This is a genomic window from Pseudohaliea sp., assembly GCF_040217025.1.
Classification (GTDB): Bacteria; Pseudomonadota; Gammaproteobacteria; order Pseudomonadales; family Halieaceae; genus Pseudohaliea.
Window position 1 is genome coordinate 255344 of record NZ_JAVJOA010000010.1, and the last position, 20209, is coordinate 275552.

The following is a 20209-nucleotide window of genomic DNA, read 5'->3' on the forward strand; positions in this document are numbered from 1 at the left end:
GTGGACCTCGTCATCATCAGCGGCCGCTCCGGCTCGGGCAAGAGTACCGCCCTGCACCAGCTCGAGGACGAGGGCTACTACGCCATCGACAACCTGCCTGCGTCGCTGCTGCCGGCACTGGTCGGCCACGCACCGGCCCTCGGCCGCGACGGGGCCGGCGTCGCCGTGTGCATCGATGCCCGCAACGCCGCCGCCGACCTGTCGCGGATCGACGACATCCTCGCCGCGCTGCCGGACACGGTGCGCCTGCGCACGCTCTACCTCGACGCCGACGAGGACACGCTGCTCAAGCGCTTCAGCGAGACGCGCCGCCGGCACCCGCTGGCGAGCCGCGAGCTGCCCCTCGCCGAGGCGATCCGCCGGGAGCAGGCCCTGCTTGAGCCCCTGGCCTCCGAGGCCGGGCTCACCCTCGACACGAGCGAGATGACCATCCACGAGTTGCGCGACGCCGTGCGCCAGCGCCTCGTCGGCGCCGGGGCCGGGGTGCTGTCGCTGCTGGTGCAGTCCTTCGGCTTCAAGCGCGGTGTGCCCGCCGACGCCGACCTCGTGTTCGACGTGCGCATGCTGCCCAACCCGCACTGGAGCAAGGAACTGCGCCTGCTCACCGGGCGCGACGAGCCGGTGAAGGACTTCCTCGAGGCGCAGCCCCTGACCGGCGAGCTGTTCCTCGAACTGGCGGGGTTCCTCGACCGCTGGCTGCCGCACTACGCCAGTGGCGCGCGCAGCTACCTGACCATCGCCCTCGGCTGCACCGGCGGACAGCACCGCTCCGTGTACATGGCCGAGCGGCTCTTCGCACACCTGGCGGCCCACCACGGCCCGGTACACCTGCGGCACCGGGAGTTAAGCTAGGGCCATGGCGACAGCGCGGCGCGAAGTCATGATCATCAACAAGCTCGGGCTGCACGCCCGGGCCGCGGCGAAGTTCGTCAGCTGCGCGGCCGCCTACTCGGCGCGTATCCGGGCGGGTCGCGCCGACGGCGGCGGTGACCTCGTCGACGGCAAGAGCATCATGGCGGTGATGATGCTCGCCGCGGGCAAGGGAACGGCGCTGGTGCTCGAGGCCGAGGGCGAGGACGCCGAGGCGGCGCTCGCCGCCCTCTGCGCCCTCATCGACAACCGCTTCGACGAGGAAGAGTAGGCGCCTCCCAAGTGCGACCGCGCGGGTTCTGTTGTTGTCGCCCGGTGTTTACCGGATAATTTCAGCGTTCCCCGCCCACCCAACCCGGACCGAGCGACGCAATGACCAGCGCTGAACCGCACAGCCAGAAGCCGCTTGCCCGGGTTACGGAGGCCCTGGAAAAGGGCACCCTGGGCGACGTCAGCCGGATGCTCCGCAAGATGGAGCCCGCCGAGGCGGCGCACCTCCTCGAGTCCTCGCCGCCGCGCTCGCGGCAGGTGCTCTGGCAGCTCATCGACGACGACCTGCAGGGCGAGGTGCTCAACGAGCTCGGCTACGAGCTGCAGCTCGAGTTCCTGAGCGAGCTTGAGCCGGCCCAGGTCGCCCAGCTCACCGAGGGTCTCGACGACGACGACGTCGCCGACATCCTGCAGCAGCTGCCGGACGAGGTCACCTTCGAGGTCCTCGAGGCCATGGACCACCAGGACCGGGCGCGCCTGGAACAGGTGATCTTCTACGCCGACGACACCGCCGGCGGCCTCATGAACACCGACGCCATCACGATCCGGGCCGACCTGACCCTGGACGTGGTGCTGCGCTACCTCCGCCGCCACGAGAGCATCCCCGCGGCCACTGACAATCTCATCGTCGTCAACCGCGACGACCGCTACGTCGGCCTCCTCCCCCTGCGCACGCTGCTGGTATCGGACCCGTCGCACTCGGTGCGCGAGCTCATGGTCACGAGCCAGCAGGCGCTCCCCGTGGACATGCCCGACGACGAGGTGGCGCGGCTCTTCGAGCGCAACGACTGGGTGAGCGCCCCCGTGATAGACGCCGACGGCCGGCTTCTCGGGCGCATCACCATCGACGACGTGGTCGACGTCATCCGCGAGGACGCCGACCACTCCTTCATGGCCCTCGCCGGTCTCGACGAGGACGAGGACACCTTCGCCCCGGTGCTGCGCACGGCGAAGCGGCGCACCGTGTGGCTGGCCATCAACCTCCTCACCGCCTTCATCGCCTCCGGGGTGATCAACCAGTTCCAGGACACGATCGAGAAGGTGGTGGCCCTCGCCGTGCTCATGCCCATCGTCGCGTCCATGGGAGGCATCGCGGGCACCCAGACCGTGACAGTCCTGGTGCGCGCGATGGCCATGGGACAGATCAACGCCGGCAACCGGACCTGGCTGATCCTCCGCGAGGCCTATGTCGGCATCATCAACGGCCTGATCTGGGCCACCATCGTCGCCACGGCCGCGGCGCTGTGGTTCGACAGCCCGGTCCTCGGTGCCATCATCGCCGCGGCCATGGTCATCAACCTGATCACCGCGGGTCTCTCTGGCGCGGTGCTGCCACTGGTGCTGCAGCGGCTGAAGATCGATCCGGCCCTCGCCGGTGGCGTGGTGCTGACCACGGTCACCGACGTGGTCGGCTTCGTGGCCTTCCTGGGCCTGGCAGCGACTTTCTACGGCTGAAGCCGCTATGGTCGAGGACGACTACCGGGACGAGGCACCCAGCAAGAGCGCCCTGAAGCGGGAGATGACCGCGCGGCAGGCGCTGGGCGAGGCGCTCTGCGCCCTGAGCCCGAAGGAGCTCGCCGCCATTCCCATCGACGACCCGGCGCTCGAGGCTGCCATCGTGCAGGCCCGCGGCATCACCAGCCGCAGTGCCCGGCGGCGCCACCTGCAGTTCATCGGCAAGCTCATGCGCGGCGTGGACCCGGCGCCGCTGCAGGCGGCCCTAGACGGCCTGCACCAGCAGCGGGCCGCCAGCGCCGCGCAGCACCACGAGCTGGAGGCGCTGCGCGACCAGCTGGTTGACCGCGGCGACGACGGGCTGCCGGCCGTGCTCGAGCGTTTCCCGGGCGCGGACCGGCAGCACCTGCGCCAGCTGCTGCGCCAGGCGCAGCGCGAAAGGGCCGGGGCGCGTCCGCCGGCCGCCGCGCGCAAGCTCTTCCGCTACCTGCGCGAGCTCCAGTCAGCGGGGGCCTGAAGCCGCTGCACCCACCGGGGCAGTGTTCGGCTCCGGCGGGGTACCCGGGGCCGGTACCGGGATGGCGTCGGGGCGCGCCGCGTTCGGGTCCGGCGCCGTCGATGGGCCGGGCGAGGCATTCGGATCGACGATGCGCTCGCCGTTCGGGTCCGCGGGGAGCGTTGCGCTGTCGTCGAAGATCCGCCGCAGCCGCACCTCGGGGCTGCCCAGCGGTCCCGATACGGCGTAGACACCGCTGGACATGCGCTTGACCTGCTTCTCGAACACCTTGCTCACCACGTAGACGCCGGCGGCGACGGGCAGCCCGCCGGCCAGCGCCGCGACCCAGGGCAGGTTGTTTGCCACCGGCAGCGTCACCACCAGTTCGCCCTCGACGGACGGCTTGCTGGCCGCGAGCCGGGTCACGCCGCTGAACTCGAAGGCGCTGGCCGCGCCGCGCAGCGTCAGCGCCGGGATTTCCACGGTGCCGCGACGGAAGCGGAACTCGCTGGCCGCGCGCTCGAAGGGAATGCCGGACTCGAACATGTGCGACAGGCTGAGGCCGCGAAGGATCTCGGCGAGGTTCAGCAGGGTAAGCACCTTGAGTGCGCCGGCAGAACCCTTGGCCTCGAGGAGGCGGCCGTCCCGCCCCTCCACGGCGACCGTGCCAGCAAGCGTCGCGAGCGCCAGTGCCCGGGGCGAGCCGGTCCAGCGCAGGTCCGCGCTGGCGCTGCCGTTGTCGGTGACCAGCGTCGGCGCGTAGCCCAGGGCCACCAGCACCCGGCCCAGGTCGTCAAAGGCGACGTCGATGGCGAATTGCGTTGTACCGGGGGCGCCTTCGCCGGCGGCGCTGCCGGCAGGGGCGGCCTCGACAACGTCATCTTCACCGTAGACCGCCTCGCCGGGCGCACTGTCGCCGGTGGCCCCTTCGCCCTGGACTGCTTTGCCGGCGGCGACCTGCCCGGCGTCGTCCCGGCCGCCGGTCCAGCGCAGCACACCGCCCTCCTCGCTGCGGCTGCGCAGGCCGAACAGCTCGCCGCGGATACCCCGGGCCACGATCGCACCCGCGTCGCGGTCAAGCTCGAAGGCCAGGTGGCCGACCCGTTCCCCGCCCCGGCGCAGTTCCAGGATATCGACACCTACCGGGCGCAGCGCCCGGTAGGCCGCGTCGAAGTCCGCCTCCCCCTCCTGCTCGGGCAGCCCGGCGAGGTCGAGGTAGTCGAGGAGCAGGCGCGGGACCGGCCCACCGAGGTCCAGCGCCCCCTGCAGCCAGTCTGCCTCCAGCCGGACGTTGCCGCCGCGCAGGGCACCGTCGGCGAGCTCGAGGCGCCCCGCAACCCGGTTGCCGAGGGCGAGGTCCAACGCGATGCGCTCCCGCGCCAGGCGCAGGTCCACGGCGAGGGAACACGGCTCGTCCGCGGCCTTGCCCCAGGGTGCCGGGAGTGCCAGGACGACGCCGGTGAGGTCGCTGGCGAGGGTGAGCCGCGCCGGCTGGTCGCGGCGCAGCAGGAGGTTACCGAAGGCATCGGCCTCACCGCTGGCGAGGGCCGGGAGTTCGAGCTGGAGCCAGTCGAAGAGCGCGGCCATGGGCAGGCCCCTGGCGGCGAAGCGCAGCGCCAGCGGGGCCTCGGCGTCGGCCTGGGTGAGGCTCGCGCTGACCGGGCTGCCCCAGAGGCTGCCCGCGAGGTCATCGCTGGAGAAACCGCGGCCGCTCGCGTAGCCCACGCGGCCGCCGAGGTTCTCGAACACCAACCCACCCGGTTGCACGCGCAGCAGCGCCCCGTCGGCACTCGCGTCGACGGCCACCACCGGTTCACTGCGGTCGTCCAGGGGAATGCGCAGGTCCAGCGCCGTGCGCACCGGGCCGGCGGCGGACCAGCCATCGAAGACGCCGCGGGTCATCGCCGCCAGCGGCGAGGCCTTGACCACTGCCAGCCCGTCGGCGGCATCGCCGGCCAGGGTCGCGGCGACGGCGAGGACGCGCTCCCCGGCCGCACCCCGCCAGGCCTCCGCGGACAGGCGCTCGAGCCGGTTGCCCGCGAGCTCGCCGCGCTCGCCCCAGGCGCTGACGCGGGAGTCGTCGATGACCAGGCGCCCGGCAAAGCCCTCCAGCGGCGGCCAGGCGGGATCGAAGGTGACCGTGGCGTCCTCCACGTCGAAGTGCAGCTGCACGGTGAGGTGGTCGTAGTTGCGGGAAAGCAGGCTGCCCCGCCAGGCAAAGCCCCCGGTAACGACCCGGCCCGGGCCGATGGCATCGGCGAGCCAGCGCCGCAGCGTACCGGGCAGCCGGTAGGGCAGGTACTTGTCGCGATAGCGGGCGCGGCTGTCGCCGAGGCCGACGAGCAGTTCCATGGCGGGTCCGACGGTCGTGCCCGTGAACGGGATATGCAGGCCCAGGAGCGCGCGCGCCGTGCCCTCCTCCCCGCTCGCCTCGAGGAGCCCCGAGCGGATCCACAGCTGCTCCCGGTCCCAGCGCAGGCGCAGGTCGCCGTGTACGGCGTCGTAGGCGAGCGGCTCCCGGTAGACCTTGGGGAAGGCAAGCACCAGCCCCTCGCTGTCGATGCGCACGTCGCCGCCGCCGGGGTAGAGCCGGACAAAGGCATCGGCGCCGGCCGCACCGGGCGCGCCGCGCCAGGACTCCACCGCCAGGTCGTCCACGCGCGCGGTCAGCTCCCAGGCGCCGCCGGGCGCGCGCAGGTCGTCGAGGGTCAGCTCCAGGGCGCGCACGTCGCCGCGGGGAGCCAGCACGCCGAGGGCGTCCGCGAGGCGCGCCGGTATGCTCGGCAGGCTGGCGAGGAAACTGTCGATCCCGTCGAGGCGGAATTCGCCGCTGCGCACCCGCAGCGAATCGCCGCGCAGGTCGAACTGGGCCCGCGGCAGCAGCCAGTGGCGCCCGCCCTGGGCGAGGGACAGGTCCGAGGCATGCAGCGTCCAGCCGTCCTTGCCCTCGACCAGGGCGGCGTCCATGGCCAGCGAGGCCAGCGGCACGCGCCAGCCCCCGTCCCCGCCCTCGAGCAGCAGGTTGTCGCCCGCGAGGGACAGGCGCAGGTCCGAGCGCCCACCGGCCTGCTGCAGCCACAGCTGCACGCCGGCCCGCCCGGCGGCGCGCACCGGCACGGTGTCCGGCAGCCAGTCGTAGAGCCGCTCCAGGCGCTCCGCTTCCACCGCCAGGAACACATCGCCGCGCCAGGTCGCCGGGGACAGCGGGTTGCCGATCCCCTCCGCGTGCAGCGATGCCGCGTTCCCCACCGCCGTCTCGATGCGCGCATCGAGGGTCCGCGCGCTGCCGCTGCGCTTCAGGGTCAGGTCCAGTTCGGCGCGCCGGTCCTCGCCATCGGGGCGATGCAGGAGCACCCGGTTGTCCTCGAGCACCAGGGCCCGCACCCGGGGCAGGAAGCTCGCCAGCCAGTCGCGCAGGCCGCCGTCGTCGCCGGGAACGCCGAAGCCGCGCAGGCGCAGGTGCCCGGCCGCGTCCTGGTCCAGCTCCACGGAGAGGCCGCTGAGCGTCACGAAGCTGGCCTGGGGACTCTGCGTGAGCAGGCTGCGCAGCGGTGCCAGGCGCAGGCTGCCGCGCGCCAGCTGCACCGGCTCGATGGCCTCGCCGGGAAAGGCCAGGCGCAGGTCCGTGAACACGAGCTCCGGCGAGAAGGCCTCCATGCGGCCACTGACCGAGGACGCACTCAGGGTGAACGGCAGGCGCTCGTTGAGCGCCGCCAGCAGCTGCGGCTGCAGCGCGCTCACGTTGCCCATGAGCGCGCGCCCCGCGGCCACGTAGAGGGCGAGGATCACCACGCCGGCCACCAGCAGCCGCCAGAGGGCACCGGCGAGGACATGGAAGGGCGAGGATAGGGTCACGGCTGCCGCATTCACACTGCGTTAGAGCAGCACGATATCAAACTGTTCCTGGCTGTACTCCGGTTCGACACGGAAGCTGATGGTCTTGCCGATGAACGCCTCGAGATCGGCGACGTTCGCCGACTCCTCGTCCAGGAGCCGGTCCACCACGCTCTGCCCGGCGAGCACGAGCAGGTTGTCGTTCTCGTAGGCGCGGGCGTCGCGCATGATCTCCCGGAAGATCTCGTAGCACACGGTTTCCGCCGTCTTCAGCACCCCGCGACCGTCGCACACCGGGCAGGCCTCGCAGAGCAGCTGCTCCAGCGACTCACGGGTCCGCTTGCGGGTCATCTCCACCAGGCCGAGCTCGGAGACGCCGGTGATCTTGTTCCGCGCCGGGTCCCGGGCCATGGCCTTCTCGAGGGTCCGGTGCACCTGGCGCCGGTGCTCGGGATCGCGCATGTCGATGAAGTCGACGATGATGATCCCGCCGAGGTTGCGCAGGCGCAGCTGCCGCGCAAGGGTGGTGGCCGCCTCGAGGTTGGTCTTGAAGACCGTCTCCTCGTGGTTGCGACGACCGACGAAGGAGCCGGTGTTGACGTCGATGGTGGTCATGGCCTCGGTCTGGTCCATGACCAGGTAGCCGCCGGACTTGAGCGCCACCTTGCGGCTCAGGGCGCGCTGGATGTCCTCCTCGATGCCGTGGATGTCGAACAGCGGCCGCTCGCCGCTGTAGCACTCGAGGAGGTCGGCCACCTCCGGCATGTACTCGCCGCAGAACCGCTTCAGCGCTTCGTAGTTCTCGCGGCTGTCGATGCGGATGCGCTCGACGCCGGGCCGGGCCAGGTCGCGCACGGTGCGCAGGTGCAGCGGCAGGTCTTCGTAGAGCAGCTGCGGCTCCCGGGCCGCGGCGGCGCGGCGCGATACCGCGGCCCAGAGCCGCTTGAGGAAGCGCAGGTCCTGGGCGACTTCCGCCGGCCCCGCCCCTTCCGCGGCGGTGCGCAGGATGAAGCCGCCGGCCTCGTCCATTTCCTCCGCCTCGAGGGCGTTGGCCAGCACCTCCTGGAGCCGGGCGCGCTCCTCGGCGTCGTCGATGCGCTGCGACACGCCCACGTGCTGCGTCTGCGGCATGTACACGAGGTAGCGGGAAGCGACGGAGAGCTGGGAGGTAACCCGCGCGCCCTTGCTGCCGAGCGGATCCTTGGTGACCTGTACGGTCACCGCCTGGCCCTCGCGCAGGTGGTCCGCGATGCGCTCGCTGGCATCGGCGCCGCCGATGATGTCCGACACGTGGAGAAAGGCGTTGCGGGCCGCGCCGATGTCCACGAAGGCCGCCTGCATGCCAGGCAGTACCCGGCTGATCCGGCCCGCGTAGATATTGCTGACGATACCGCGGCTGGCGCTGCGCTCGATGTGGATGTCCTGGGTCGCACCGTTCTCCACCACGGCCACCCGCGTCTCCATGGGCGTGACGTTGACCAGGATCTCCTCGCTCACGGCCTCGCTCCCTCCCCGGGCGTTTCCAGGAGGCCCGCGGCGAGCAGCAGCTCTCGCGTCTCCACCAGCGGCAGACCGACCACATTGCTGTAGCTGCCGGCGAGGCTGCGCACGAAGGCCCCGGCGAGGCCCTGGATGCCATAGGCTCCCGCCTTGTCCCAGGGCTCGTCGCTGGCGAGGTAGGCATCGATGCGCGCCCGGTCCAGCCGGTCGAAGACCACCGCCGTGCGCACGGTCACCGCCCAGGCCGCGTCGCCGCGGCACAGGGCGACGGCGGTGAGCACGCTGTGCTCGCGGCCGGAGAGGCGCTCGAGCATGGCCCGGGCGTCGTCCCGGTCCACCGGTTTGCCGAGGATGCTGCCGTCGAGCACCACCGCCGTGTCGGCGGCGAGCACCGCTGGCCCGCTGACCGCCTGCGCCTTCTCTGCCGCGGTGCGGGCGACGTAGACGTCGGGCGCCTCGCCCGGGTGCGGCGTCTCGTCCACCGCCGCCGGCTGCACGCGGAACGGCAGGCCGAGGAGCGCCAGCAGTTCACGCCGGCGCGGGCTCTGCGAGGCCAGCACGAGGGGTTCAACCGCCACGACCACTGCCGTTAGCTACTGCACACGGTAGTAGCGCCGGGCACCGCGCAGCAGGAACAGCACGGGCGGCCAGAACAGCGCGCTGGAGAGGGCCGGCAGCAGGAACAGGAACGACCGCGACCCCGCGCCCTCGAGGTTCTGGATCCACTGGCACACGAGCTGGTGCAGGCCGGCGAGCAGGAACACGGTGAGCGCCTGCTGCGCCAGGGAGAAGACGCGCATGCGCTGGTACAGCAGCCGGGCGACCAGCGCGACAACGGACAGGGCGAGCACGTTCTGGCCCAGCACGGCACCCTCCAGGACGTCCATGAGCAGGCCGGCGAGTGCCGCGGTCACCAGCCCCACCCGGTGCGGCAGGGCGATGACCCAGTAGGTCACCACGAGCAGCAGCCACTCCGGCCGCAGCCAGGCGAGCCAGGGACCGAGGGGCAGCACCGCCAGCACGTAGGCGGTGAACAGGGTCGCCAGGATGACCCAGTACCCTGTGGCGCCCTCCTCGACGGCCATCAGTCACTGGCCTCACTCTCGTCCCGGGCGAAGACGAGCAGCACGTGGCGCACCCGGTCCAGGGCCGCCGTGGGCCGCGCGGTAATCCGGGCGAAGGCCTGCCCGGGGTCGCGCTCGATGGCGGTGACGGTGGCCACCGGATAGCCGATGGGGAAGCGCTGACCCAGGCCCGAGGTCACCAGCAGGTCGCCCTCCCGGATGTCGGTGGTCGCCGCCACGTGGTGGATCTCCAGCCGATCCAGCGAGCCCGTGCCCTCGGCGACGGCGCGCACGCCGTTGCGGTTCACCTGCACGGGTACGGAGTGGGTCGCGTCGGTGATCAGCAGCACCCGGGCGTGAAACTGGCTCACCTCCACCACCTGGCCCATGAGCCCGCCCGCGTCGATGAGCGGCTGGCCCTGGTAGACGTCGGCGTCGTCGCCCTTGTCGAGGATGAGCTGGTGGCGCACCGGGTCCGGCGCGACGCCCACCACCTCGGCCACGAGCACGTCGTCGCGCAGCAGTGCCGTGGAATTGAGCAGCGAGCGCAGGCGGGCGTTGTCGGCCTGCAGCGACGCCATCTGCTGCAGCCGGCCCTTGAGCACGAGGTTTTCCCGGCGCAGATGCGCGTTGTCTTCGAGGAGCGTCTGCCGCGAGCGGATGTGCGTGTCCTGCCAGGCGCCGATCGCGCCGGGGATACCAGCGACCCAGAACACCGGCGCGAGCAGCGTGTCGAGGACGGCGCGGCTGCCGTCGAGGCGGTTGTAGCGGAGGTCGGCGACCAGTAGCGCAGCCACGGCGAGGGCGACCAGCGTCACCTTCAATCCGAGGTGCGACTCCTTGACGAATAGCGGCCTGATGTCAGTTCCCGGTGGCCGACGGCCATCGGGGCGCCGGCGCCTTACTCAGTAGAGAGCAAGTCTATCGTATGCCGATCCATGCGTTCCATAGCCATGCCGCCGCCACGGGCGACGCAGGTCAGCGGGTCCTCGGCAACCACCACCGGCAGCCCCGTTTCCTCGGCGATGAGGCGGTCGAGGTCGCGCAGCAGGGCGCCGCCGCCGGTGAGTACGATGCCGCTCTCGGCGATGTCGGCCGCCAGCTCCGGCGGCGACTGCTCCAGCGCCGACTTCACGGATTGCACGATGGAGGTGAGGGGATCCTGCAGTGCCTCGAGGATCTCGTCGCTGTTCAGGGTGAAGCTCCGCGGCACGCCCTCGGCCAGGTTGCGGCCGCGCACGTCGATCTCGCGCACCTCGCTGCCCTTGTAGGCGCAGCCGATCTCCTCCTTGATCTTCTCCGCCGTGGCATCGCCGATGAGCGTGCCGTAGCGGCGGCGCACGTAGGCGACGATGGCCTCGTCGAAGCGGTCGCCGCCGAGGCGTACGGAGTCGCGGTAGACGACGCCGTTCAGGGAGATGATGGCGATCTCCGTGGTGCCGCCACCGACGTCCACCACCATGCAGCCGGTGGCTTCGTCGACGTCGAGGCCGGCGCCGATGGCGGCGGCCATGGGCTCCTCGATGAGGCGGACTTCCCGGGCCCCGGCGCTGAGCGCGGACTCGCGGATGGCCCGGCGTTCGACCTGCGTCGACATGCAGGGCACGCAGATGAGGACCCGCGGGCTCGGGCGGATGTAACGCGTCTCGTGCACCTTGGCGATGAAGTGCTGGAGCATTTTCTCGGTGACCTGGAAGTCGGCGATTACGCCGTCCTTCAACGGCCGGATGGCGGTGATGTTGCCCGGCGTACGGCCGAGCATGCGCTTGGCCTCCGTACCCACGGCCTCGATGGTCTTCTGGCCGTTGTGGATACGGATGGCGACCACGGAGGGCTCGTCGAGGATGATACCCTGGCCGCGGACGTAGATAAGGGTGTTGGCGGTCCCCAGGTCGATCGACAGATCGTTGGAGAACATACCGCGGAGTTTCTTCAGCATTCAGCGTGTACCTTGAAGGGCCCTGGCCATCGCGATCGCGCACGACGCCTTCGCAGAGGGCGCGGGCGCAAACGACGCGGGTCACGGACGATAGGAAACGGGCTGGGATAGCCGCGTTCTCGTGCGGTTTTGGGGCGCCGGACTGCGAGCAACTCTACCAACGGCGGGGATGTTGGGCAAGGCGAAACTGTGGTAGCTTTCGCGCTCGCGGCCCCGGGGGCAGCCCCGGGCGCAGCCTTTGAAAAGCAGCAGAAAAGCCACTGAAAAGCAACGCGGAATCCCCTGCCCATGACCCTAGGCGCCGATCAACTCGAGCGGCTGGCCGCCCTGGCCCGCCTGCGCATCGAACCCGGGGAAGCGCCGGCGCTGGAGGACAGCCTCGGCCGCATCCTTGCCCTGGTCGAGGAGCTGTCCGCGGTGGACACGACCGGTGTCGAGCCCCTGGCCAATCCCCTGGACGCGGTACAGCCGCTGCGCGCGGACGAGGTCACCGAGGGCAACCGCCGCGAGGCGTTTCAGGCCATCGCCCCGGCCGTGGAGGACGGGCTGTACCTGGTACCCCGGGTGGTGGAGTAGGCGGTGGCCGGCGAGACCCCCAGCACCGTCAGCCAGCTGCTCGAGGCCCTAGAGCGGGGCCGCTGCTCGGCGGAAGAGCTGGTCCGTGACTGCCTGGCGCGCATCGAGGCGGAGGACGGTGCCGTCAACAGCTTCATCACCGTCGATGCCGTGGGCGCCCTGACCGCGGCCCGCGCCGCCGACGCCGAGCGTGCCGCCGGCCGCGCCGGCCCCCTGGCGGGGCTGCCGATCGCGCACAAGGATATCTTCTGCACCGACGGCCTGCGCACGAGCTGCGCCTCGCGCATGCTCGACAACTTCGTGCCGCCCTACAGCGCCACCGCCGTCGAGCGCCTGGCCGCCGCGGGCGCCGTCACCGTCGGCAAGACCAACATGGACGAGTTCGCCATGGGCTCGTCGAACGAGACCAGCTACTACGGGCCCTGCCGCAACCCCTGGGACCTCGAGCGGGTACCGGGCGGCTCCTCCGGGGGCTCGGCCGCCGCCGTCGCGGCGGGCCTGGTCCCCGCCGCCACCGGCACGGACACGGGCGGTTCCATCCGCCAGCCGGCGGCGCTCTGCGGCATTACCGGGATCAAGCCGACCTATGGCCGCGTGTCACGGCTGGGCATGATCGCCTTTGCCTCCAGCCTCGACCAGGGCGGCATCATGGCCCGCTCCGCCGAGGACTGCGCCCTGCTCCTCGGCGCCATGGCCGGGCACGACCCGGCCGATTCCACCTGCGCCCGCGAACCGGTGCCCGACTACCGCGCGGCCCTGGCCATGGACTTAGGCGGCCTGCGCATCGGCCTGCCCCGGCACTGGTTCGACGCGACCCTCGACAGCGCCATCGGCGAGCGGCTGCACGCCGCCCTGGGCGAACTCGAGGCCCGCGGTGCCCGCCTGGTCGACGTCGACCTGCCCAACAACCACCTGAGCATCCCCGCCTACTACATCCTCGCCCCGGCGGAGGCCTCGACCAACCTCGCCCGCTACGACGGCGTGCGCTACGGCCACCGCTGCGCAGACCCGGCGGACCTCGAGGACCTGTACACGCGCAGCCGCGAGGAAGGCTTCGGCGCAGAGGTGCAGCGGCGCATCCTGATCGGCACCTACGCCCTTTCCGCGGGCTACTACGACGCCTACTACAAGAAGGCCCAGCAGACCCGCCGCCTGATCCGGCAGGACTACCTCGATGCCTTCGAAAGCGTCGATGTCATCGCCGGCCCGACCGCGCCCGGCACCGCCTTCCGCCTCGGCGAGAAGGTGGACGATCCGGTCACCATGTACCAGGAAGACAGCTACACCCTCGGCGTGAACCTCGCCGGCCTGCCGGCCCTGAGCGTGCCCGTGGAACCCCTGGACGGGCTCCCCGTGGGGCTGCAGCTCATCGGCCGCCACTTCGAGGAGGCGCGCCTGCTCGCCGTCGCGCACCGCTACCAGCAGCTGACGGACTGGCACCTGCGTGAGCCACCGGCAGCGGGGGGCGCGGCATGAGCTGGGAACCGGTCATCGGCCTGGAGGTGCACCTGCAGCTCGCGACCCGCTCGAAGATCTTTTCCGGCAGCGCCACCGCCTTCGGCGCCGAGCCGAACACCCAGGCCAGCGCCGTGGACCTCGCCATGCCCGGCATGCTGCCGGTGCTGAACGAACAGGCGGTGCGCTACGCCGTGCTCTTCGGCCTCGGCATCGACGCCGAGATCGGCCGCCGCTCCGTCTTCGATCGCAAGAACTACTTCTACCCGGACCTGCCCAAGGGTTACCAGATCAGCCAGTTCGCCGAGCCCATCGTCGGCCGCGGCGAATTCGAGATCGTCCTCGGCGACGGTACCAGCAAGCGCATTGGCATCACCCGGGCGCACCTCGAGGAGGACGCCGGCAAGTCCCTGCACGAGGACTACCACGGCCAGACCGGCATCGACCTGAACCGCGCCGGCACGCCGCTCCTGGAAATCGTCACCGAGCCGGAGCTCACCAGCGCCGAGGAGGCCGTGGCCTACCTGAAAGCGCTGCACAGCCTGGTGGTCTACCTCGGTATCTCCGATGGCAACATGGCCGAGGGCTCCATGCGCTGCGACATCAACATCTCGCTGCGGCCCGCCGGCAGCGACACCCTCGGCACCCGCGCGGAGATCAAGAACGTCAACTCCTTCCGCTTCGTGGAGAAAGCCATCGCGCACGAGATCGAGCGCCAGGCCGAGGTCCTCGAGAGCGGCGGCAGCGTGGTGCAGGAGACCCGCCTCTACGACGCCGAGCGCGACGAGACGCGGCCCATGCGCAGCAAGGAGGTCGCTACCGACTACCGCTACTTCCCGGAGCCGGACCTGCTGCCCGTGGTGCTGGAGGAATCCTTCATCGAGGAACTGCGCACCGCCCTGCCGGAACTGCCGGCGGCCAAGCGGCAGCGCTTCCGGGACCAGTACGGCCTCTCGGCCTACGACGCCGGCGTGCTGGCAGACAGCCGGGCGCTGGCCGATTATTTCGAGGCGGTGGCCGCCACCTGCGGCGATGCCAAGCTGGCGGCGAACTGGGTGCAGGTGGAACTCCTCGGCCAGCTCAATCGCGACGGGCTCGCCCTGGACGCCTGCCCGGTGGCCCCGGCGGCCCTCGGCGGTCTCCTCGCCCGCATCCTCGACGACACCATCTCCGGCAAGATCGCCAAGCAGGTCTTCGAGGCCATGTGGAACGGCGAGGGCGAGGGCGATGCCGACGCGGTGATCGAGGCGAAGGGCCTGAAGCAGGTCTCCGACAGCGGCGCCATCGGCGCCATGGTCGATGCGGTGATCGCCGACAGCCCGGAGCAGGTGGCGCAGTACGCCGCCGCCGACGAGAAGAAGCGCAAGAAGCTGATCGGCTACTTCGTCGGCCAGGTGATGAAGGCCTCCCGGGGCCAGGCCAACCCGGCCCTGGTGAACCAGCTGCTCGCCGACAAACTGCCCGACTGAATCCGCCTGAGCTAGCCAACCTGACTGGGAAAACCATGCGCAAGGACAAGAGCAAGGTCATCGACGAGCAGTGGGACGACGCGCGGGTGAAGAGCTTCCTCGCCTACCGCGCCCACGACGGCACGCCCGACGATTTCCACATCCTGCTGCGCGCCTACCAGGGCATGCGCGCCGGGGATTTCGCGCGCTTCCTCACCTTCTTCGCCGCGGAGGGCCGCGACCTGGATGCCCGCAACGGGGCCGGTGAAACGGTGCTGGACATCGTCGAGGGCCACCGCCTCGGCGGCCCCTACGCCGAGGCCCTGCGCGCCGCCGGTGCCGGCAGCGGCGGCACCGCCACCGCCTGAACCCTCAGCCCACTCAATCGACGGGAACGCGACCGCGCAGGAAGCGCTCCCGGTTCTCCTGCTTCTTCGCCTCGCTCTTGCGCAGCAGCACGTAGACCGCGCCGGTGCCGCCGTGCTGGGGCTGCGCGCTGTGGAAGGCCTGCACAGGCTCGAGCTCGCGCAGCCACCGGTCCACGGCGCCCTTCAGCACCGACAGGCGCTCGTCCTTCGGCTTTCGCTCGCCCTTGCCGTGCACCAGCAGGACACTGCGCAGGCCGAGTTCCAGGCAGTCCTCCACGAAGCCGAAGAGTTCCCCGCGGGCCTGGCGCACGGTCATGCGGTGCAGGTCGAGGCGCGCGTCGGCCGGGTAGCGCCCCTGCTTGAGCTTGCGGTAGACACCGTTCTGGATGCCCGGGCGCTTGAAGGCGAGCACGTGCCAGGGGTCCAGGGGTTCGATGCCGTCCTCGCGCAGGGGGTTCCGGTCTTTCCCGGGCTGGGTGACCGCCGCATTGCGCCGCGCGGCAAGCGCCGCGTCATCGGCGCCGGCGCCGCCGCGGCGCACGCGCCGCTCCCGGCGCAGCGGCGCCACGTCTGCCATTTCCTGCCAGAAAAGCTCGTCGTCGTCGTGCACGTCATCGTTGTGCATAGCGGCCTCCGGCGTTGCTGGGAACAGGGGGCCATTATAACCTGCGGACACACCCGCCCAAGGTGCCCGGCGGCGGGCCCCCTCTGCTACCATGGCGCCTCCCTGGCAACGGAGCATTCGCATGCGCGGCAATGCCCTGGCAGGCGCCGGGTACCTCGTGCGCGGCGCCAGCCTGCTGACCCAACCAACGCTGCGGCTGTTCGTGATCGTGCCGCTGGCGGTGAACATCCTGATCTTCTCGGCGGTCATCTGGTGGGGTGTCAGCTTCCTCGCGGGGTGGCTAGACTCGATCATGGCCGGCATCCCCGACTGGCTGGGGTTCCTCGAGTGGCTGCTCTGGCCGCTGGTCGGGCTGCTGGTGACGCTCACCACGGGCTACCTGTTCACCGCGGTAGCGATCGTGATCGCCTCGCCGTTCAACAACCTGCTGGCCGAAAAGGTCGAGGAAATGCTGACCGGGCGCGAGGTGGCCGGCCTCGAGGGCCTGGGCGCGGCGCTGGCCGGCGTGCCGCGGGGCATCTTCCGCGAGCTCGCCAAGCTGCTCTACTTCGTGCCCATGGGCGCGCTGGTGCTGCTGCTCACCTTCATCCCCGGGCTGAACGCCCTTTCGCCGGTGCTCTGGTTCGTCTTTGGCGCCTGGATGTTCAGCCTGGAGTTCCTCGACTACCCCATGGACAACCACAACCTGTCTTTCGCCGCCGTCCGCGATGCGTGCCGGGAGCGGCGCCTATCGAGCCTCGGCTTCGGCGGGCTGGTCGCCCTGTGCACGGGGATTCCGCTGGTGAACTTCGTGGTGGTGCCGGCGGCGGTCGCCGGCGGCACCCTGTTCTGGGTCGAGGAGGTGGCGGCTGCCACGGCGGCCTCACGGGACCACACGCACCAGGAACCGCTACCCTGACCGGCGCTCCCTGAGCACGCGACTCCGGGGGATACGGACCTGAGCCCGGTCCGCTCAGGCCTGCGCTACCCCTGCCCCGTGCGTGGCGATGTAGTCGCCCAGCTGCCCGAGGTAGCCGCGCTTTTCCTCAGCAGTGCCCCAGCTGGAGCGGAAAGCATTGCCGGCGAGCGTCGCCACCTGCTCCGGGGACAGATCCAGATCCCGCTGCACGTCGATCAGCAGGTCACCGACGTAGCGTCCGCCCATGAGCCCCGGGTCGTCGGAGTTCACGCTGACCTGCAGACCCGCGTCGAGCATCGCTCCGATCGCGGCGGTTACCGCGGCGGCATAGAAGTCCTCCCGCGTGTCGGGAAGAGTCCAGTCCGTTGTCGGACAGGCCGTAAAGCCGATGCCCCGCTCCCGGCACAGCGCGCTGAGGGTATCGTCCTCGAGCACACTGTAGCCGTGATCGATCCGTTCCACCCCGAGGTCCTCGATACAGTCGCGGACATGGACCAGTGACTCCTCCACCTCCAGGTCACAGTGGGACGTCAGCCGGAAGCCCGCGTCTGCCGCCCGTGCATAGAGCTCTGCAAACTTCGCGGGAAAACCGGGAACCTCGAAGGAGTCCAGCCCGATCCCGGTAATCGCGTCCCGGTGCTGAAGGGCGAACGCGCAGGCAGCGCCGGCCTGCTCGAGCGTCGCCTCGCGCTGCAGCGCCATGATCAGCCGCGACCGGATCCCGAAGCGCGCCAGCGCCTCCTGCTGAGCATCGACAATGCCCTCCAGCACCGACTCGAGCGCAAGGCCCCGCGCAAGGTGCGGCTGCGTCTCGAAGTGAAGTTCCGCATAGACGATGTTCTGTGCCGCCGCCTTCTCGAAGTAGTGCAGCGCGGTATCCCGGAAGTCCTCTGCCGTCACCAGCACCCGGAGCATCTGGTCAAAGCCCGCGAGAAAGGATTCCAGGGACGTGAAGTGCAGCGACCTTTCAAACTGCTCCGGGCTTGCAAAGGGAAGCTGCAACTTGTTCCGTTCCGCGAGTTCGAAGGCCAGCGTCGGATCGACCATCCCTTCGACGTGTACGTGCAGTTCTGCCTTCGGCATGCCCAGGATGAAGGAGGCCAACGCGGGGTCGCCGGGCCCGGCCGGGTAGCCCGCGGCAGCGCCCTCTGCCTCTAGGTCCCCCGCGCCCGCCCGGGGAAAGAACGGGGCCATTGTCCCCAGTCCCGCAAGGCTGCAGAGCATGCCTTCAAGGAAGCGTCGGCGCCCGACCCCCGGCTTCACTACGGTAGGCTTTTTCATTGATGAACCTCACGATTGCCCCTTGGGAGCATACACCTCTGCGCGCGTCCCTGCGGGCAGGCTTGCCGGGGTACTGGAGGCGTTTGAGAAGCTGCGAGCAGCCAGCGAGCGGATGTCGGGCCTCAGGCCAGCAGTTCCTGCGGCGGGTGGGTGCAGGACAGGGGCTCGCCGAGAAGAGCCTCGAGATCGGGCAGCAGGAAGGCATCGTCCTCGCTGGCGAAGCTGATCGAGATGCCCGTCGCGCCGGCGCGGCCGGTGCGGCCGATGCGGTGCACGTAGTCCTCCGGATCCTCCGGCAGGTTGTAGTTCACCACGTGGCTCACGCCCTCGACGTGGATACCCCGGCCGGCAACGTCCGTCGCCACCAGGACCGACAGGTCGCCGCTCTTGAAGCGCTCGAGGGTCTTGGTGCGCTTGTCCTGCGAGATCTCCCCGGAGAGGATGCCGGCGCGGATGCCGGCCTTGCGCAGTCGCTCGTGCAGCCGCCGGACCTGGTCGCGGCGGTTGGCAAAGACGATGACGCTGTCGGCGTCCGGGCCGCGCAGCAGGTTGAGAAGGATGCGGAAGCGCTCCTCGCTGCTCGCGAGGTAGACCTTCTGGTCGACGCTGTCCGTGGCCACGCTCTCGGGCTCGATCTCGACCTTCACCGGGTCGCGCGTCCACTGGGCGGCGAGGTTGATGATGTCCTGGGTGAAGGTCGCGGAGAACAGCAGCGTCTGCCGGTACTCCTTCTGTGGCGTGGCGCGCACGATGCGCTTCACCTGCGGAATGAAGCCCATGTCGAGCATCCGGTCCGCCTCGTCGAGCACCAGCACCTCGACGTGGTCGAGGAACAGGTCGCGGCGGGTCATGAAGTCGATGAGGCGGCCGGGCGTTGCAACCACGAGGTCGACGATACGGCGGTTCACCTGGTTGAGCTGCTTCTGGTAGTCCATGCCGCCGATCAGCGTCACGGTGTTGAGACCCGTGTGCCGGCCGAGTTCCTCGGCGTCGGCGGCGATCTGCATGACCAGCTCCCGGGTCGGCGCAATCACCACGGCCCTAGGCTCGCCGAGGAAGCGCTCGTCCTCCACCGGGTTGTTGAGCAGGTCGTTGAAGATGGTGATCAGGAAGGCGGCGGTCTTGCCCGTGCCGGTCTGGGCCTTGCCGATGGCGTCGTGGCCGCGCAGCGTGAAGGGCAGCACCTGGGCCTGGATCGGCGAGCAGTAGCGGAAGCCGAGGTCCGCGATGCCGTGCATGATTTCCTCACGCAGGCCGAGGTCATGGAAGCGGGTCTTGCCGTCCTCGGGCGGTACCGGGAAGTCGTCGATGGACCACTCGTGGGTGGCCGGCGCCGTGTTGGTCTCGCGCCGGCCGGCGGAATGCTTGCTCAAGATTCACCTGCAATGCTGAAAAATCGGCGCGAAGTGTAGCACTTCGGCGCCCGCGCTGCTGCCCCGCCGGCGCGCCCGCTCAAGCCCCGCGGGGATAGAGCCGGGCGAGGTAATAATCGACGCTGGTGAAGCGGCCGCCGCCGGTCACCATGAGCACCAGCAGCATGAGCGCGTAGGTGACCGCGAACTCGATGCCGTTGTTGAGGATGACCAGCGGGCCGTGCTCGCTGAGCCAGGCGTAATTGCCGTGCTCCACCAGCAGTTCCCGCGCCACGCCCAGGCGCTGGGCGATGGCCGGGTCGCCGCTGTCGGCAATCGCCGCCCAGCCATTCTCCCAGTGCACCGTGAGCGCGGCGACGATCATGGTCACGCACAGCGGCACCGCCACCCAGCGGGTGGCGAGGCCGAGCAGCAGGAGCAGCGCGCCGATGGCCTCGGTCCAAGCGGCCAGCGGCGCCAGCAGCGCCGGCCAGGGCAGCCCCAGGCCCCACTCGCTGTTGCCGAACCACTCGATGGTGCTGTCCATGGCCGCCAGCTTCTGCGTCCCGGCCATCCACAGCACCGGCGCCAGGTACAGGCGCAAGGCCAGCGGCGGCAGCCCGTCGAGATAGCCCAGGGGGCCGGCGAGGGCGTCCCGGAGCCGGTAGTAGCGGTTGGCAAGGCGCTGCATGGCTAGTCGTCCGTCCCTGGCGTTGCCAGCTATGACAGTCCCCGTGGCGAAAAGTTTTGGCGCCTCGCCCACACCCGGGGTGAGGGC

The 20209-nt window shown here is 70.5% G+C and carries 19 protein-coding genes; 9 read left to right on the forward strand and 10 right to left on the reverse strand.

The genetic code is table 11. The annotated features are described in order from the left end of the window. The 4 genes from rapZ to yjgA all read left to right on the forward strand — a co-directional run bounded on the left by rapZ (position 1) and on the right by yjgA (position 3112). Positions 1-852, forward strand: a complete 852-nt coding sequence (gene rapZ, locus RKE50_RS12575) for an RNase adapter RapZ (RefSeq protein ID WP_350036787.1) — start codon at positions 1-3, stop codon at positions 850-852. A gap of 4 nt (positions 853-856) precedes the next feature. Then, on the forward strand, positions 857-1141 hold the full coding sequence (locus tag RKE50_RS12580; RefSeq protein ID WP_350036789.1) for an HPr family phosphocarrier protein: 285 nt from the start codon (positions 857-859) through the stop codon (positions 1139-1141). A 101-nt stretch (positions 1142-1242) separates the two neighbouring features. After that, positions 1243-2595, forward strand: coding sequence for a magnesium transporter (gene mgtE, locus RKE50_RS12585; RefSeq protein ID WP_350036791.1), 1353 nt, complete (start codon positions 1243-1245; stop codon positions 2593-2595). 7 nt (positions 2596-2602) lie between these two features. Further along, positions 2603-3112 carry a ribosome biogenesis factor YjgA gene (gene yjgA / locus RKE50_RS12590; protein ID WP_350036793.1) on the forward strand — a complete coding sequence of 170 codons (510 nt, stop codon included), beginning with the start codon at positions 2603-2605 and terminating at the stop codon, positions 3110-3112. Here the strand turns inward: yjgA and RKE50_RS12595 are convergent. The 6 genes from RKE50_RS12595 to RKE50_RS12620 are packed head-to-tail and all read right to left on the reverse strand — an operon-like array spanning position 3098 to position 11428. Beyond that, a complete protein-coding gene (locus RKE50_RS12595; protein ID WP_350036795.1) occupies positions 3098-6946 on the reverse strand; it encodes a YhdP family phospholipid transporter in 3849 nt (1282 codons plus the stop codon). The two genes, yjgA and RKE50_RS12595, sit on opposite strands and share 15 nt — an antisense overlap. Before the next feature lie 21 nt (positions 6947-6967). Then, a complete protein-coding gene (gene rng / locus RKE50_RS12600; RefSeq protein WP_350036797.1) occupies positions 6968-8422 on the reverse strand; it encodes a ribonuclease G in 1455 nt (484 codons plus the stop codon). Continuing rightward, positions 8419-9003 (reverse strand): Maf family protein, encoded by a 585-nt coding sequence (locus RKE50_RS12605; RefSeq protein ID WP_350036799.1) that lies wholly within the window; start codon positions 9001-9003, stop codon positions 8419-8421. The genes rng and RKE50_RS12605 overlap by 4 nt, the downstream gene beginning before the upstream one ends. Before the next feature lie 15 nt (positions 9004-9018). Continuing rightward, positions 9019-9510, reverse strand: coding sequence for a rod shape-determining protein MreD (mreD, locus tag RKE50_RS12610; protein WP_350036802.1), 492 nt, complete (start codon positions 9508-9510; stop codon positions 9019-9021). Next, a complete protein-coding gene (gene mreC, locus RKE50_RS12615; protein WP_350037859.1) occupies positions 9510-10349 on the reverse strand; it encodes a rod shape-determining protein MreC in 840 nt (279 codons plus the stop codon). The genes mreD and mreC overlap by 1 nt, the downstream gene beginning before the upstream one ends. Before the next feature lie 41 nt (positions 10350-10390). After that, the gene (locus RKE50_RS12620; protein ID WP_350036804.1) at positions 10391-11428 is read right to left on the reverse strand and encodes a rod shape-determining protein; all 1038 of its coding nucleotides are present in this window, start codon (positions 11426-11428) and stop codon (positions 10391-10393) included. A 288-nt stretch (positions 11429-11716) separates the two neighbouring features. Here RKE50_RS12620 and gatC point away from each other — a divergent pair, with 288 nt between their 5' ends. From gatC to RKE50_RS12640, 4 genes are read left to right on the forward strand one after another with little or no spacing between them, the layout of a single operon-like run. Further along, the gene (gatC, locus tag RKE50_RS12625; protein WP_350036806.1) at positions 11717-12004 is read left to right on the forward strand and encodes an Asp-tRNA(Asn)/Glu-tRNA(Gln) amidotransferase subunit GatC; all 288 of its coding nucleotides are present in this window, start codon (positions 11717-11719) and stop codon (positions 12002-12004) included. A gap of 3 nt (positions 12005-12007) precedes the next feature. Beyond that, positions 12008-13480, forward strand: a complete 1473-nt coding sequence (gene gatA / locus RKE50_RS12630; protein ID WP_350036807.1) for an Asp-tRNA(Asn)/Glu-tRNA(Gln) amidotransferase subunit GatA — start codon at positions 12008-12010, stop codon at positions 13478-13480. Beyond that, a complete protein-coding gene (gene gatB / locus RKE50_RS12635; protein ID WP_350036809.1) occupies positions 13477-14928 on the forward strand; it encodes an Asp-tRNA(Asn)/Glu-tRNA(Gln) amidotransferase subunit GatB in 1452 nt (483 codons plus the stop codon). The genes gatA and gatB overlap by 4 nt, the downstream gene beginning before the upstream one ends. Positions 14929-14963: 35 nt before the next feature. Next, on the forward strand, positions 14964-15275 hold the full coding sequence (locus RKE50_RS12640) for a PA4642 family protein (RefSeq protein WP_350036811.1): 312 nt from the start codon (positions 14964-14966) through the stop codon (positions 15273-15275). Positions 15276-15288: 13 nt separating this feature from the next. Here RKE50_RS12640 and smrA read toward each other — a convergent pair whose 3' ends face one another. Next, complete coding sequence (smrA, locus tag RKE50_RS12645; protein WP_350036813.1) at positions 15289-15900, reverse strand: DNA endonuclease SmrA; 612 nt, start codon at positions 15898-15900, stop codon at positions 15289-15291. A 121-nt stretch (positions 15901-16021) separates the two neighbouring features. Here smrA and cysZ point away from each other — a divergent pair, with 121 nt between their 5' ends. Then, on the forward strand, positions 16022-16798 hold the full coding sequence (gene cysZ / locus RKE50_RS12650; protein WP_350036815.1) for a sulfate transporter CysZ: 777 nt from the start codon (positions 16022-16024) through the stop codon (positions 16796-16798). A 54-nt stretch (positions 16799-16852) separates the two neighbouring features. Here the strand turns inward: cysZ and add are convergent, their stop codons facing one another. From add to RKE50_RS12665, 3 genes are all read right to left on the reverse strand, one after another. Beyond that, positions 16853-17992, reverse strand: a complete 1140-nt coding sequence (gene add, locus RKE50_RS12655) for an adenosine deaminase (protein ID WP_350036818.1) — start codon at positions 17990-17992, stop codon at positions 16853-16855. A gap of 209 nt (positions 17993-18201) precedes the next feature. Beyond that, on the reverse strand, positions 18202-19452 hold the full coding sequence (gene rhlB / locus RKE50_RS12660) for an ATP-dependent RNA helicase RhlB (RefSeq protein WP_350036820.1): 1251 nt from the start codon (positions 19450-19452) through the stop codon (positions 18202-18204). 79 nt (positions 19453-19531) lie between these two features. After that, positions 19532-20122 carry an HvfX family Cu-binding RiPP maturation protein gene (locus tag RKE50_RS12665; RefSeq protein ID WP_350036822.1) on the reverse strand — a complete coding sequence of 197 codons (591 nt, stop codon included), beginning with the start codon at positions 20120-20122 and terminating at the stop codon, positions 19532-19534. Positions 20123-20209 lie beyond the last annotated feature (87 nt).